The sequence below is a fragment of the Methylotuvimicrobium alcaliphilum 20Z genome (assembly GCF_000968535.2).
Taxonomy (GTDB): Bacteria; Pseudomonadota; Gammaproteobacteria; order Methylococcales; family Methylomonadaceae; genus Methylotuvimicrobium; species Methylotuvimicrobium alcaliphilum.
Genome location: NC_016112.1, coordinates 2,904,663 through 2,920,648 on the forward strand (window position 1 = coordinate 2,904,663; position 15,986 = coordinate 2,920,648).

Sequence of the window (15,986 nt, forward strand, 5' to 3'; positions counted from 1 at the left end):
TCATTTCGACTACGCTCACCTGCTCCGAAGCGTCGCGTCATTCTTATCGAACCTATGTTTTTCTAATTAAAGAACATAGGTTTTCAAAAAATGTAATGACTTGAGTGATGAAAATCTAAGAGTTCCAGGAGAGCAATCCCGTGCAGACCTCCAAAGCCGGCTCAACTACGAATCAACTGTTGACGGCACTACCCTGCAAGGATCGCAAACGGTTGCTCGCACATTGCGAACCCATCGATCTTATTTTTGCCGAGGTACTCTGCCGTCCAGGAGATCTCATTACACACGTTTATTTCCCGACCGGAAGCTTTATTTCCCTGGTAACATCCATAGATAGCTCCAATTTGGAGATAGGAATGGTCGGTAACGAGGGGCTTTTCGGAATTACTCTGATGCTGGAAGTCGACATCGCCCCGTTTCATGCAGTAGTCCAAGGAGCAGGCCCTGCGTTACGCATTACAGCGGAGGCATTTCTCCATGAACTCGAACAAAGTCCCGCATTACAAAAAGAGCTAAAGCGTTACCTCTGTGCATTGATGAGACAACTTGCGCAAACGGCCGCATGCTCGCAATTCCATAGGGTAGAAGCCCGCCTCGCGCGTTCGTTGTTGATGATTCATGACCGGGCGCATTCCAATACCTTCCATGTCACGCACGTAGGTCTTGCCTATATGCTAGGCGTAAGGCGCGTCGGTATCACCAGAGCTGCGAATTCACTACAGCAACAAAAACTTATTAGTTACCGACGAGGAAACGTTAGGATTATCGACCGACCAGGTCTAGAAGCCGTTGCTTGCAGTTGTTACCGAGCCGACAATGAAATTTATGAGCGAATGATGAGATGTAGACGCTAGACATTTTAACGAAATCTTTCGAGCCCAACATAAATTCACTAGCTTCCACCCCGCGGCCGCTAGAACCGATAAATGTCGACTTCAATAACATTTACCGATTGATCAGGGATAGAAGAACACCGGTCATTCGATCTGTTCGAAAGAGGCATCTTGTTGAGTAATATCGGTCAAAGCGACCCGCAACTTCGAAGAGGCATCCAAAGATTCGCGATGCAAACAATCGAGATAACCGGAAAAAAGAGTCCCATCGGCACGCATCATCGTTAAACCGAATCTTTGCTTTTCCCCTTCAGGTTTTTCCTTCATATTCAAAAACAGTCGATACCAACGGTCACTGTCCTGAGGAGAAACAAACTTAGAGAAACGGCTATTGATCAGTTTAGCGCGATCGACACCCAACAGTGCCGCCCCGGCCAAGTTGATTTCGCTAATCAAACCATCCCTGTTAACCGTAATGTAGGCAACCGGTGCGAACTCATAGAGATCGACATATCGATCCAGCGCATCTTCCAGTGAGGTGCGAGCTTTTCGTAACTCCTGATTTTGCAGCTCCAATTCAATCTTATGAATAATGAGCTCATGCATCAAAACTTCGGCAGGACGGGCCGATTTTTCATCCACTGATAAGCTAGCCACCATGGATTCCGCATCTTTTCTTAGCGATTTACGAATCTCAACCGCCTCCATCTTTTTCTTCATCATTCATGCCTCTTTGCTGACTCATCGTCGCTTATACCTTCAGCCATCGCTTGAACCGAAAAAAACGGCCGTTTATTTGCTTTGCCGACAATGCGGCGCGCATCCGGATTTTATCAGTTATCGCCAAAAAAACGCCAGGATTCTCGACTGGCCAGTCTAGAAGCGGCGACTTGCGGATGTTACCAAGCCGATAAAGACATCAACAAGTCAATTCTGCGTTGCAACTTACCCTGTCCGCTCAGATGTCGAGAAAGGCAAGCAAGTCGGTATTCAGTTGTTCTTTATGTGTTTCGGCCAAGCCATGCGGGCCGCCTGAATAAACCTTTAGAGTCGCATTTTGAACAAGTTTTAACGACGCGTGCGCCGATGCGTCGATCGGTACAATCTGATCGTCGTCGCCATGGATAATCAAAGTCGGCCTATCGCATTTCTTGAGATCCTCGGTAAAATCCGTTTCGGAAAACGCCCTGATACAATCCAGTTGATTCTTGAGGCCGCCCTGCATGCCTTGCAACCAGAAGGCTTCACGCACGCCTTGGCTAGTTTTGGCGCCCGACCGGTTAATGCCGTAGAACGGCACCGTGAGATCCATAAAGAATTGTGAGCGGTCGGCGGCGACGCCGCTACGAATATCGTCAAACACCTTGATCGGCAAACCAGTCGGATTATTGTCCGTCTTGACCATCTGTGGAGATACCGACCCTATCAGCACGACCTTAGCGACACGTTGACTGCCGTAACGACCGATGTACCGGGCAACTTCGCCGCCGCCGGTCGAATGACCTACCAAGGTAATACCGTTCAGGTCTAAGCTTTCAATAAGTTCCGACAAATCGTCCGCGTAAGTATCCATGTCGTTGCCGTTCCATGGTTGACTCGAACGGCCGTGACCGCGTCTGTCATGCGCAATGCAGCGGTAGCCGTGGGATGCCAAAAATAACATCTGGCTTTCAAAGGCATCGGCGTTGAGTGGCCAACCGTGACTGAAGAAGACGGGTTGTCCAGCACCCCAGTCCTTGTAATAAATCTCTGTTCCGTCTTGGGTGATAATAGTGCTCATGATGAGTTTTCCTAATCTGAGTGAGTTAAACAGTTATCGTCATTGTCGGACCTGATTAGCAAGATGCTTCAGCTTGCTGAAGCCAATTGTCCGAGCAGTGGCCAGTCGTAGCCACTTCTGCGGAACGGGGTTGCAAAGCCCGATAGGCTCATACTGCGTCCGAGCCTTGCCAGTTGCTATTCTTAGTGCGCGGCTTGCGATCGGGTTGGGGCAGTAGCCGTGGTTGGCGGCGCCGTTACACGCCAGATAGTATTGCCGACATCATCAACGACCAGTAAAGCCGATTGTTTGTCGAGCGCAACCCCCACAGGCCTACCGTAAGCTTCACCGGCTTCACTAACAAAACCCGTCAATACTTCGATGGGCTCACCGAAAGGCTTGCCAACACGAAAAGGGATGAAGATGACCTGATAGCCGCTGCGTGGCTTGCGGTTCCATGAACCGTGCTGACCGATGAAAACCCCATTATCGAATGGCGCCGGCCAAATGGTACTTTTTGAATATGCCAAACCGAGTGAAGCGGTATGAGAACCCAGCGCATAATCCGGAACCCTTGCCTCAGCGACTAAGTCGGGCCGCTGAGGCTTAACGCGTATATCCACATGTTGGCCAAAGTAACTGTAAGGCCAACCGAAGAAGCTGCCATCGGGTACCGATGTCAGGTAATCCGGAACCAAGTCGCTCCCGAGCTCATCGCGCTCGTTGACTACGGTCCAAAGCGCTCCGCCACCCGGCTCCCACGCAAGTCCATTAGGATTGCGCAATCCCGATGCGTAAATGCGGTAATTGCCGTTCCTAGGATCCACCTCCCAAATGGCAGCGCGACCGACTTCTTGTTCAATCCCACTTTCGGCAATATTACTGTTAGAACCCACTGTCACATAGAGCCTTGCACCATCTTCACTGGCCAAGAGGTTTTTGGTCCAGTGGTGATTGATTGGCCCAGCCGGCAGATCCAGAACCTTGGTGCCCGGTTGAGTGATTCGAGTTGCACCTTCGGTATAGTGAAACTTCACCAGCGCATCCGTGTTCGCCACGTAGAAATCGTTGCCGACCAGCGCCATGCCGAACGGCGAGTTGAGTCCCTCGATAAACACCGTTCGTATTTCCGCTACACCGTCGCCATCGCTATCTCGCAGCAAGGTGATGCGATTAGCGCTCGGACTAGCTGCGCCAGCCTTTTTCATCGCCCGCTTCATCATCCAGCCTTTGATGCTCCAACTATCGTCGGACTGTTGCGGCGCATTGGTCTCGGCAACGAGTACATCTCCATTCGGTAACACATAGAGCCAGCGCGGATGATCGAGATTGCCGGCAAAGGCATTTACGGTCATACCAGGCGCCGGCACAGGTTTTATATTTGATGGCCAGCCCACAGCCTTAGCGATGTTTACAGTGGGAATCAACGTCGGGTTGGGTGGCGGTAATTGTGGATTAGGACCGATACCCGCAGAAATCGGCAACAGTGCCGACTCGCCGCATGCGGTCAGCACTGTCGTCATTACCGAGCATAAAAAAACTATCCTTGGATACCACATGGCCTTAATGCTGAGCGCTTATCATTTTCCGGCAACTGTCGGCACATGCTTGACACGCTTCAACACATTCGTCCATATCGCCGATTTTCTTGCAATCGGATGCGCACGCTTCGCAAATCTCGGCGCAAACTTCGTGGAGGCGATGCTGGAAACGAGAGCTACTCAGTTGGAAATTCGCCGAGGTCTGGCAAATCTCGGCACAGTTCATCATCAGACGGAAATGTTTGGCCTCGACGTGCTTTCCGCCGGTTTCCAGGCAATGATTCATAGCGGTTTGCAAGCAAACCTGATGGCAACGCGTACAAGTCTCTATGCAGGCTTGCATAGCGGAATCGGTGTGGGAAGATTGATGCATGGGGTACTCCAAAGAAAAGTTAAATGAAAGTGTGTCGTCTTGATTGACACACTCCACGCTTTATGAAAGTTGTTTTATTTATATACCCTTCGTACTTGAAAATTCGGCAGCGACTAAGAAGGCTCCAGGCTGCTAGGCCGAATTTTGATCTTCGATGGGTATAAACCAAAAAGGAATAGTAATATTGCCGATGAGCAAAAATCCGTTTTTGGAGAACTGAGTAATCGCAGCAGGATTGATCAGGTCAGACGCTCTCTCATCAAAGCTGACATTTAATTGCCTTCCTTAATATCCTTTTTAATATCGCCATAGCCTTTCTGGATCTTGCCTTTATTCTTTTGAATATTTCCTTCTATCTCCATACCTTTGTCGTCTAGTAGCTTGCCGGTGCCTTCCTTGACTGTCCCTTTCATTTCTTCGACGCGGCCTTCTACTTGATCTTCGTTCATGGGGGCTTCAATTTTGTTATCTTCGGCATAAGCGTTTAAGGATAAAAGTGCCAAAATGAAACCAGCCGATAAAACGCTGAGTTTGTTGTGTGTATGTTTCATGATTATTTCCTGTAATAATGTTGGGAATCTTAGCTCCCTCGAACAGTTAGCCCGTCATTCAGGGCTCGCTGCGCGATTCGGTATTTCTAGTTATCAGTCGCCTTCTTAACATCTTCTTTAAGATCGCCATAACCCGACTGAACCTTGCCGCGGCTTTCATCGACCTTACCTTCTAACTCCATATCCTCGTCATCCATGACTTTGCCACTGACCTTTTTGACTTTACCTTTGGCCTGTTCGACTCGACCTTTTACTTGATCTTTGTTCATGAGAGTTCCCGATAGTTGGTTGAATGGTTATTGAGCAATTTCCGAAGTTATTCCGGCGCTCGAATATAATCATACTCATAATACTGAATACAGTCGGTACGTCACCGCACATTGAGTTTTATTATTAACGACTAGTGCTGGAAAAAAAGGGTAGGAGAGATAAGGTAATTGTTAAGACTCTGCATTTAAAACAAGTTGTTACTTTGCCTCCCCCTTTGAAAAAGGGAGATGTGCATAGTAAAGCCCTACTTTTATTTAAGGTTATGTTCGTGCAGCAATTCCCAGTTTGAGCATTTTCGCCGATCTTAGGGTGTGGGGTATGCCTGTCGAGGAACGCCGTAAACCCATCCATGGGGGCTTGGCGGCAGCTCCCTGCTGCCGACATCCTCGCCAAGCACACCCCACACCCTTTTTGATCCCCAAATTGGGAATTGCTGATGTTCGTGTTAATAGTTGAAAAAATGAATACTACGCCAATGTCGAAACTTTAAGATTGTAGGATACGCTGTGCGTACCACAGCGTAATTATTCACCCCACGCTCTAGCGTGGGAATGAAGACCGAGACGCTCTAGCGTCTCGTACCGCTGGAGCGGTACTCAGGCATTCCCACGCAGAGCGTGGGAATGATAATTGTCGGGGGACTGAATAGTTACTACCACAGCTGTCCCAACCGCAGTTTAACGTGCCCTCCATGCGGATGTCTTGCGCCGGGATTCGGTATGCTGACATTAGGTACGCGTAGCGTACCCTACGATTCACTTTGAATTTTTAAGTGCTGCGGAAAGTGGTGGATGTTTTCAACTATTACCGCATACAGCGTCTTATTTAAAACGCGGCAAGCGAATTCAATAATTGTTACCGTTGACTTGCGATATTTTCTTTTCCCAATATGTCCCAACACGTAACGAACAATGCCGCAATAATAGGGCCTAATACAAATCCTGTTAATGAAAACCAAGTTAATCCACCTAAAGTGGATACGAGTACCAAATAATCTGACATTTTAATATCTTTACCTATTAGCCGGGGCCTTAGAAAATTATCTATCGTGATAATAACTAAAACAAAGACTGATAATAATATGAGTGCTCGTATAGTTTCGCCCTGTAAAAATAAAATTAATGCAGCGGGAACCCAAATCAGAATGCTTCCCACGGGCAGCAAGGATAGAACGACCATGATCGTACCCCATAAAAAAGCCGTGGGAATACCAACAAACCAAAATACCAACCCTCCAATAACCCCCTCAATAATAGCCACTATTAACCCTCCTTTAACAGTACCCCTCGCTACGCTGGTAAAACGTTTAAATAACTCTATTTCTATCCTGTCGCCTATCGGAATTAGTGAAATGAGTTTTCTTATCAAATAATGACCATCCCGTAACATAAAAAACAGCATGTAAAAAGTTAACGAAAATTGAACGACAATACTCAATATGTTCTGAGTTAATATGGGGACTTGTTGTGCTAAATATTTTACTGCTTGAGAGAATATGTCTCCTACTGCCGATCCCATTTGCTCAACACTGACAGCCTCAACATATGGAATCTTATTGAATATTGGTAAAAAAAGCTCGAGATTATCTTGAAAATAAAGCTGTGGATTTATTTCTCCGCTTTCAATTTTTTTATAAAAAGTAGTGCTTTCTTCCGCAATCATTAAGGTTATCGTTAAAATTGGAATGATAAAAACTATAATAATCACCACCAAGGTCAGAAGCACAGGCAGTATTTCGGTATTTTTAAAATATTGTTTCAACTTTTTATGAATAGGATCAAAAACTATAGCTAGAATGATTGCCCAAAAACAAGCTAATAAGAAATCCTTGATTAAAATAAAAAAAGACACCGTTACTAGCAAAATAAATATCAGAAATAAAATATATGGGGTATTCTTTTGCATTGAAGAAACCTGTGTCAAAGTAGTTATTCACCCCCCCTATCGTTCCTACGCTCCGGCGTGGGAATGAAGACCGAGACGCTCTAGCGTCTCGTACCGCTGGAGCGGTACTCAAGCGTTCCCACGCAGAGCGTGGGAACGATAATTGCCGGGGGACTGAATAGTTACGTATCAAAGAGTAAGTATTCAGACCCAGTTGGCAAACTTTATGAAGGTATGGGGGTGTGGCTAGCGAAGATGTCGGCCAGCAGGGAGCAACCGTCAAGCCCCATGGAAGGACTCACGCCGGTCCTCCCTTTTTAGTCTTAGACGTCTGTTCAATCAAAAGGGAGCAAAATCTGTCCTGCTACCGACATTCTCACCCCCGTACTTGCTGATAATTAGACTTTAATTCTCTCAGATTGGATTAACTAGCGTTCTTTAACGATGCCTGTTTCATCAGAGATGACTATTTCAACTCTGCGATTTTGTTGCCTGCCAGAGGAAGTTGTATTGGTGGCAATGGGATAAGTCTTGCCATAGCCAATAGCAGTCATACGCGCATCATCGATACCCGCATGCCGCAGTGCTCTGTGAACGGCTTCGGCTCGGCGTTCAGACAACTGCTGATTGTAAGAATCGGAACCGACACTATCCGTATGACCTTCTATGCTAACTGTTATTTCCGGATGTTGTTTTAGGAATTCAGCCAATTGACTAATTATTCTCATGCCTCCAGCTTTGACATTGGATTTGTCGTATTCGAATAATACGTCACCCATCGTCACAATCATTCCTCTTTCACTCGGTTTAGCCTTTAATTCAGCGAGTTGTCGAGCCAAGTCATCTGCTTCACGCGTGCGCGCCTTGATCTGAATTTGTTGTCTTTCTGTTTCAGCTTGAGCGATGAAATCTTTAGCAATGGCGGTATTGGCTTTTTCGCGGGCAATTTTAGTTTTGATCTCCGTCTTATAAGCTACTCTTTTGATTTCCTTATCTTTGGCACCGTCTTCAACCATCCATTTTAGTTTTGCTAATGACTCTTCGGCTTCAGCATGAGGAATGGGAGCCTTAGCTGCAACTAAAGGATCGGCATTGATTTCGTCAAAAAGCCTCTGCGCACTGACCAAGTCCGGATTAGGAGACGTTGATGCGCATCCGTATATTAATCCAGCAATACTCAGTACAGTAATAAACTTCAAGTCAGTGATTAACTGCTTCATGATAGATTCCTTATTAAATTATTGAATGACGTAAATGATGCAAACGGCCCGATGTTCAACGGGCAGGATGATATCTTTTAAGTTCTTCTTTTAAGATACGATTACCATCCTTGATCTCTTCAGCTGATTTCTGGACTTTTAATGCTTCAGCTTTTGCTTTAGCGAGCTCCCCTTCCAATTCTGCTTGAGCCGCTAAATTACGCGCTTTTTGGTAATCTTTATCATCCATGGCAGCCCGTGCGTTTTCAAGAGTTTGGCTTGCATTTCTAAGTTCGAGTGGTGCAAGTTGCCTTGCACCATCAGCCTCCGCCTCTTTAATAACATAAGAACTGCGCGTAATTTCTTCATGAGGCGGGACTCCAGCACAACCCAGGATAAACATAGAAACTCCAAAGGCTAGCCCGAGCTTAATTGTTTTTGTAACGCTTCGATAATTTTTCATATTAACAACCTCATTTTTGTTGTAGTTGGGCCTGGCAATTTAGCCGATGACAAGTTTAATTGGCGACACAAAGCGTTTCTTAATACTGATGCAAGCCAGTGACCAACCGATTATCACATGCTAATAAATATTTCGCGCTTACCTCAAATCAATAAACCTTCACTGACATTATTTGAATCATCCTATGCTTAAAATTGCGAATAATATTAAAAAGCGAGGAAAAGATTTCGCTAGAATGTAATATTTTATTTTTAGTTCAGGCTCCCCAAAAATCCTCATTTATCACTTACAATCGTAATTTTTATAACCCCTGCATTGTAATTATTCCCCCCCCTATCGTTCCCACGCTCTAGCGTGGGAACGATAATTACCGGGGGACTGAATAGTTACCTGCATTTAAGACAAGCTAGAATTTTGCCTCTCCCTTTGAAAAAAATGATTGAGGAGGATATATTTAAATAATCACCCCATACCCCATATTTTTCAAAGAGGGGAACTGAATATTTACAAGTTGGATACTACTATATTACTTAGAATTTCTCTGTTCGTTATCGAACATAACATTCCCAATTTAAGGTTTGCTGAACATATGTAATGTAACTATTCAGTCCCCCGACAATTATCGTTCCCACGCTCTACGTCACTGCCATTAAGTTAAGGATTTTTCCGTTCGCCCTGAGCCTGTCGAAGGGTGAATGAAAAAATCCTGGGTCGATAAGTTAAGCCGTCCATGGTTCGACAGGCTCACCACGAACGGCTTATACCTTTCGCACTTCAAATTTCGGCAGTGCCCGAGGAGGCGCCGGGGTGTCCGACAAAGGCTTTGCCAGCATGGATACTGTCATAGAGCCTACATGGACGTATTCACCCAGCACCTAAATTCCATAGTCCATTGGCTATGGTTAACTATCTTGGATAATTTAGGTGCTGGGTTCACGGCGTCCTTTGACGGGCACCCCGACGCCGAAATTTGACGAGCAAAGGGTATACATGAGGTGAACAATTACGGCCAAGAGGTAAATACTTACCATTAATTACTCGAGGCAAAGGCGCTCCATGACCGAACGCCGGGTATATAATTTCCGGGCTATATCCTGCTCTGCTTCCAGCCAATCGTACATTTCATTGCCCGGCTCAAAACCGCGTTTCTCGGCTTTAAAATAAGCCGCCTCGGCAATCATCGGCATGGTCTCCTGCCCCCCTACATCAAAAGGAATTGCTTTGGGCCCCTGGGTTACACCGAACTTCAACAATTTTAAAAACGTCAACGGCGGCTTGCCATTGATGCCAATTTGATTGGGCTCCAATTCGGCCAAGGTCCCGAACAGACGGTCCCAAATCGAAAACACCGCGCCGTAATTTCTGTCGTGTTCGACTCGAACCGTCGAATGATGGACCCGATGCAGATAAGGTGTAATAAACAAATACCCTAGGTTTTGTTCACGGGAAAATGCAATATTTGCGTGATGAAACATGACAAACAGCATCATCAATAATTCGTAAGCCAATACGCTGGCTTTATCGAAACCGAAAATGACTATACTGAGTACCTTAATCAGCGTTACCGCCAATATTTCCAATATATGCACACGGTATGCGGTTGAGACATTGAGATGCGGCTCGCTATGATGGACTTTATGAAATAACCATAAGCCATCGAAATCATGGCATGCCTTGTGCCAAAAATAAAATACCAAATCCAGCAACAGTAATGACAGAGCGGCTTTTATTGCCGCATTCGACATCCCGCTCAAAATTCCCGCACCGGAAAAATGTTCGGCGACGATTAGCAACGAAGCAATCGACATTATCGACAACACTAAACTGTTAAACAAAAACAATGTGATATTAACCCGGTAAGAGTTTTTCAACTCATGTGTCGGTAACTTTTTTCTAGGGCGATGCGTTTCGATGATGAACAAAATGGTAAAAAACATCAATATTGAAAATCCCGCCAGATCGAATGATGTGATCATCGACCAAACAGCCACCGCATCAAAAAGATTCATGGAAGCATTCATTGTTAGAGTCATGACTTATCCTCACTGAAGTTACAAAAAATTGTCAAACAACCGGCTAGGATTACAACAATTCCCAGTTTGAGCATTTTTTGCCGGGTTTAAAGTATGAAGTATGCCTGTCGTGGAATATCTTGCCCCTTGATTATCGAGATTCGATCCAGCAGCTAATACATTACTGATTAGCAAGATGCTTCAGCTTGCCGAAGCCAAGTGTCCGAGCAGGGGCCAGTCGTAGTCGCAAAAACTAAAATATGCTGTTACCCAAGCTCCAGCTTGGGTAACCTGTTCAGGAAGCTGGAGCTTCCGGGGGGCTTTCCCAAGCTGGAGCTTGGGAAAGCGCGTGATGTGGCGGCCGTTTTTAGCTTGACGCGCATGGCTTGCGAACCCCGTCCTGCTAGGCATATGCTGATCTTTGGGCTTTAGCTGAAGAAACTTGCTAATCAGGACAAGTTATTGAATTAACCTCATATTCTTCATGATGAAATGCTTTTTCTAGGCTCATAAAATAGGGAAGTTATTCATGACCAAACCTTAAAAAGCAAGGAGCGTATTGAGGCCTAAACTTGAAATGAGAAAGGTATAATATTTATATGAACTGAACAGTTCTTAACCTGTTGCGACGACTCCACCCGAAACCAATCAGTCCAATGCTCAGCAACCAATAGACATCTAGCTCAGGAAGCGATAACGGTGATAGATTATTGACTACTACTTCATCGAATTCGGGAAACCCCAAGATATCGAAAGCCTCTGTTTTTTGAGTTTCTCTCATAAATACCGATACATGCGAATAATTGTTAACCGACTTGCCATTGGGGTTTGTCCAGAAATTATTGAAGCTGCCTGTAATGACTGAGTCTAATTCAATTCCGCTGAATAAATAAGCAATCGTGGAATTGGCTTGTTTTATCAGTAACGTCCAGTCAACAACTTTACCTTGCCATTCGCTTGGTACGACTAATTCATAATCAAACTGATATTGGCCCGAGCTCAAGGTATCAACCTTCAGTACATTTGATTCGACACCGTTACCCTCGAATTTACCGACAAATGAAAAGGGATCGCCAGAATCCTGGAAATTGTCATTGACATAGCTTGTTTGATTGGACTTGCTCGGATTGATCTTATTGGCTTCTATACAGAGATTTGCAGTTAAACCGTTGGCTGTTGCACTACAAGTAATCATTGCCGCATGAATAGGCAATGCTCCAAAAAGAAAACATGCACTAATGACTATAACTGTCGATGGAGCTTTGATGAGTTTCATTATTAATTTCCTAAGTGTGCATAAATTAGGGAGGTAATTCTATTACTCGTGCTTCATAGAAATTGAAAATAATTTTTATGCCCAGTAACGAAAACCTGATATTGAATACATAAGACGGCTAAACTGTCCATCAGAAGTGGCATTGCTGTCATGTATTTGGCGAGGATATCGGCAACAGGGACGCCCCCATGGACGGGTTCACGGCGATCCTCGATAGACACATACCATCCCTTTTTAGTCTTAGACGGTTTTTCAATCAAAAGGGAGTAACATAACTTAACGAGTCTATTAATAACTATACTATGGCTTTGAACGCCATTTTTCTGGGACACTGTCCTCTGGAAACTTCTTAATAGATTGCTCAAAGTTTTGAGTAATTATGGATTGAAGGAACTTATAAATACTGCCCGGAAGAATGGCGGCATACCTACCTACTGATGCGATCAATTTATTCATAATATTTGCTTTTATTGGATTGTTCATTAGTATTGATAGATACGAAAACATTAACCTATAATCAAGACTCACTGTAACTATCCAGACCCCCGGCAAGTATCGTTCCCACGCTCTGCGTGGGAACGATAGGTTGGTGAATAATTACTTATAAATCGACATCTCCCTTTAAAAAAGGGGGATTAATTTAATATATCTCCCCTCTCCCCTATTTATCAAAGAGGTGGGCTGAATACTTACTAGGAATCATGGTGCCAGTCTATTAAAAAACTTTCTAACAGTCGGTGCGGTAGCGCACTTTGAACCCAATCAGTTTTTATATATTCAAGTTACAGTATTTCAGTAATCATTTAGCCCCCACCACTTGTAAGTATTCAGCCCTCATAAACGCCAACTTAAGAAAATAACGCGTCATTCCGCCAGTGATTGGCGGAATCCAGGTCCAGGGATGGCAATGCTTAGCTTCACACTCATGTAACCTGGATATCGGCAATCCATGCCGTTATGACGAATAAAGCCACAAATACACCATAATATAGGCCCTAAGTTGGCGCTTATGACCGTTTAGCCCCCCTATATTGATATTTAAGCCATTGATTGTTATGTTCTATTTTTTGAGTGATCGCAGCATAAATTTAGGATGCCAAAACTGTTAATCTATAATTTTCAATACCTTGGAATTATTTGCTGTTTGATCGTATATTATTTATACCCTTTGCTGGTCAAATTTCGGCGCCGGGGTGTCCGCCAAAGGACGCCGTGAACCCAGCACCTAAATTATCCAAGATAGTTAACCATAGCCAATGGACTATGGAATTTAGGTGCTGGGTGAATACGTCCATGAAGGCTCTATGCCAGCTCCATGCTGGCAAAGCCTTTACGAGCGCCATGGATGGCGTGAATGTCGATTTTGCATTACGCCAAGGATGGCGTGTAGTAGGGCAATGCAGGAGCAATTGCCGAGGAGCAAAAATCGACCTAGCACCCCGGCGCCGCCTCGGGCACTGCCGAAATTTGAAGCGCGAAAGGTATAAATGGTAGCGAGGCCGAGCAGGGATAATGAAGTCGACCACAGACTTGGCTATGTCGTACTGTTGCGAAGACGGCTAGCATGCGCGGCCTTTGTCAATTCTATGTGCGTTAGCGAACAGAAAATCGCCACCTTTTTACGGTTAAATTGAAAAAAAATGTGCGGAAGTGGCGTCCATAGTCTATTCATAATCTATTGGCACCGTAATTTTGCGAACTGGTAGGTAGGTTTATATGGCAATAAATTGCTCTAGAGACAGGCACCACGGAACATTGCAGCAATTCCCAATTTGGAGATCAAAAAGGGTGTGGGGTATGCTTGGCGAGGATGTCGGCAGCAGGGAGCTGCCGCCAAGCCCCCATGGATGGGTTTACGGCGTTCCTCGACAGGCATACCCCACACCCTAAAATCGTCGAAACTGCTCAAACTGGGAATTGCTGCGGAACATTGAGCCGGCACGTTCGAGTTGTACTTCCATCAATAAATTAGAATCTTCTAAGAGAGCATTGAAATGAGCAAGGCACAGCAATTCAAAATCGAGGTGGATAGCGTTACGGACGAGGCACGGATAGCCTATTTCTCAATGGAGATTGCTCTGCACCCAGCGATGCCGACTTACAGCGGCGGATTGGGAATTCTTGCCGGCGACATGATCCGCGCCGCCGCCGACCGCGAACTACCGATGGTGGCAGTCACGCTATTGCATCGCAAAGGTTATTTTTATCAAAGACTCGATAGCGGCGGCATACAGACTGAGGATTCCGTCGAATGGGTGGTCGAGGATTTTCTCCAAGAATTACCGCAACGGGCCGCGGTCTCGATAGAAAACCGGACGGTCCATTTGCGTGCCTGGCGTTATGAGGTTCGCGGGTGTACGGGCGGCATAGTGCCGGTTTATCTTCTGGACAGTAATCTTGCCGAAAATGCGGAATGGGATCGTGGCTTAACGCATTGGCTGTACGGCGGCGACCAGCATTACCGACTGTGCCAGGAAGTCGTGCTCGGTATGGGTGGCGTGTCTATGCTGCGCGCACTCGGACACCATGGCATTGAGCGCTTTCATATGAACGAAGGTCATGCCAGTTTGTTACCTATCGCGCTGCTGGACGAACAAGCCGAACGAGCCGGTCACGATCGTTTCACTCAAGAAGATGTCGAAGTGGTTCGCCGGCATTGCGTGTTCACTACCCATACACCGGTACCCGCGGGTCATGATCGCTTCCCGTCCGAGCTCATCAACCGGGTGTTGGGCCGCGTCGAGACCGAAGCTATGAAGGAAGTATTGCTCTGGGACGACTATCTCAATATGACCTATCTGGCGCTCAATCTGAGTCATTATGTCAACGGGGTTGCCAAGAAACATGCCGAAGTATTGCGGCAAATGTTTGCTCAGTACCGCATCGATTCGATTACCAATGGCGTACATGCAACGACCTGGACCAGCCCGCCGTTTCAGGCTCTGTTTGATCAGCATGTGCCCGGTTGGCGCGAGGATAATTTTACGTTGCGCTATGTCTTAGGCATTCCACCGCAGGAGGTGTGGCAGGCCCATGATCAGGCTAAACGCCAGCTGATCGACCACGTCAATCGTGTTACCAATGTGGGCATGGATGCCCAAGATTTGACGATAGGCTTTGCTCGCCGGGATGCGACTTATAAACGTGGCGACCTGATATTTCGGGATATTGAACGCTTAAAGGCCATCTCCGCCGGCGTCGGTCGTTTCCAGATCATCTATGCCGGCAAGGCTCATCCGCAGGATCAGCAAGGCAAGGATCTGATTCAGCGCATCTATCAGGCGCGGGATGCGTTGAGAGGCCATGTCAAAATTGCTTATCTGCCCAATTACGATTGGCCATTGGCGCAGTTGATGACGGCCGGCGTGGATATTTGGCTGAATACCCCGCAACCGCCGCTTGAGGCATCCGGTACCAGCGGCATGAAGGCGGCCCTCAATGGCGTGCCCAGCCTGAGCATATTGGATGGCTGGTGGATCGAAGGTTGTATCGAAGGCGTTACCGGCTGGGCAATCGGCGAGTTACAGGCCGCCGTTAACATCGAAGAGGAACGGTCGGCTCAGGATGCAGCGGCGTTATACGACAAGCTGGAGCAAGTAGTCGTTCCTTTGTTTTATCATGACCGCGAACGCTTCATCGATGTAATGCGTCACACGATTGCGCTCAATGGCTCGTTTTTTAATACTCAGCGCATGGTGTTGCAATACGTCACCAAAGCCTATATCCACTGACTATAGGAACGTCATGAGAGCGATTGTAATCACGGCGGTCCTCGATAGCCACATCCCATGCCTTTTATTCTTAGACGATTTTTCAATCAAAAGG

The 15,986-nt window shown here is 46.1% G+C and carries 13 protein-coding genes; 3 read left to right on the forward strand and 10 right to left on the reverse strand.

The window, feature by feature from the left end; all coding sequences use genetic code 11:
- Positions 1 to 140: 140 nt before the first annotated feature.
- Positions 141 to 854, forward strand: coding sequence for a Crp/Fnr family transcriptional regulator (locus MEALZ_RS12365; protein WP_014148979.1), 714 nt, complete (start codon positions 141 to 143; stop codon positions 852 to 854).
- A 123-nt stretch (positions 855 to 977) separates the two neighbouring features.
- On the opposite strand, the gene MEALZ_RS12370 is transcribed toward MEALZ_RS12365, so the two are convergent.
- The 3 genes from MEALZ_RS12370 to MEALZ_RS12385 all read right to left on the reverse strand — a co-directional run bounded on the left by MEALZ_RS12370 (position 978) and on the right by MEALZ_RS12385 (position 3,947).
- Positions 978 to 1,556 (reverse strand): PAS domain-containing protein, encoded by a 579-nt coding sequence (locus MEALZ_RS12370; protein ID WP_014148980.1) that lies wholly within the window; start codon positions 1,554 to 1,556, stop codon positions 978 to 980.
- A gap of 235 nt (positions 1,557 to 1,791) precedes the next feature.
- Positions 1,792 to 2,613, reverse strand: a complete 822-nt coding sequence (locus MEALZ_RS12380) for an alpha/beta fold hydrolase (protein ID WP_014148981.1) — start codon at positions 2,611 to 2,613, stop codon at positions 1,792 to 1,794.
- A 182-nt stretch (positions 2,614 to 2,795) separates the two neighbouring features.
- On the reverse strand, positions 2,796 to 3,947 hold the full coding sequence (locus MEALZ_RS12385) for a PQQ-dependent sugar dehydrogenase (RefSeq protein ID WP_014148982.1): 1,152 nt from the start codon (positions 3,945 to 3,947) through the stop codon (positions 2,796 to 2,798).
- A 52-nt stretch (positions 3,948 to 3,999) separates the two neighbouring features.
- Between MEALZ_RS12385 and MEALZ_RS22720 the strand changes: the two genes are divergently transcribed.
- On the forward strand, positions 4,000 to 4,533 hold the full coding sequence (locus tag MEALZ_RS22720) for a hypothetical protein (RefSeq protein ID WP_198482300.1): 534 nt from the start codon (positions 4,000 to 4,002) through the stop codon (positions 4,531 to 4,533).
- A 245-nt stretch (positions 4,534 to 4,778) separates the two neighbouring features.
- Here MEALZ_RS22720 and MEALZ_RS23465 read toward each other — a convergent pair whose 3' ends face one another.
- The 7 genes from MEALZ_RS23465 to MEALZ_RS12425 form a co-directional block, all read right to left on the reverse strand.
- Complete coding sequence (locus MEALZ_RS23465; RefSeq protein WP_014148983.1) at positions 4,779 to 5,057, reverse strand: CsbD family protein; 279 nt, start codon at positions 5,055 to 5,057, stop codon at positions 4,779 to 4,781.
- An 86-nt stretch (positions 5,058 to 5,143) separates the two neighbouring features.
- The gene (locus MEALZ_RS12400) at positions 5,144 to 5,326 is read right to left on the reverse strand and encodes a CsbD family protein (protein ID WP_014148984.1); all 183 of its coding nucleotides are present in this window, start codon (positions 5,324 to 5,326) and stop codon (positions 5,144 to 5,146) included.
- Between the two features lie 856 nt (positions 5,327 to 6,182).
- Entirely contained in the window at positions 6,183 to 7,232 is a 1,050-nt protein-coding gene (locus MEALZ_RS12405) for an AI-2E family transporter (protein WP_014148986.1), read from the reverse strand.
- Between the two features lie 407 nt (positions 7,233 to 7,639).
- Positions 7,640 to 8,431, reverse strand: coding sequence for an OmpA family protein (locus MEALZ_RS12410; RefSeq protein ID WP_014148987.1), 792 nt, complete (start codon positions 8,429 to 8,431; stop codon positions 7,640 to 7,642).
- Positions 8,432 to 8,486: 55 nt separating this feature from the next.
- Entirely contained in the window at positions 8,487 to 8,873 is a 387-nt protein-coding gene (locus MEALZ_RS12415; protein ID WP_014148988.1) for a DUF4398 domain-containing protein, read from the reverse strand.
- A gap of 1,034 nt (positions 8,874 to 9,907) precedes the next feature.
- Positions 9,908 to 10,906, reverse strand: a complete 999-nt coding sequence (locus MEALZ_RS12420) for a sterol desaturase family protein (RefSeq protein ID WP_014148990.1) — start codon at positions 10,904 to 10,906, stop codon at positions 9,908 to 9,910.
- A gap of 574 nt (positions 10,907 to 11,480) precedes the next feature.
- Entirely contained in the window at positions 11,481 to 12,161 is a 681-nt protein-coding gene (locus MEALZ_RS12425) for a hypothetical protein (RefSeq protein WP_014148991.1), read from the reverse strand.
- A 1,994-nt stretch (positions 12,162 to 14,155) separates the two neighbouring features.
- Here MEALZ_RS12425 and glgP point away from each other — a divergent pair.
- Positions 14,156 to 15,892, forward strand: coding sequence for an alpha-glucan family phosphorylase (gene glgP / locus MEALZ_RS12435; protein WP_014148992.1), 1,737 nt, complete (start codon positions 14,156 to 14,158; stop codon positions 15,890 to 15,892).
- Positions 15,893 to 15,986: the final 94 nt, after the last annotated feature.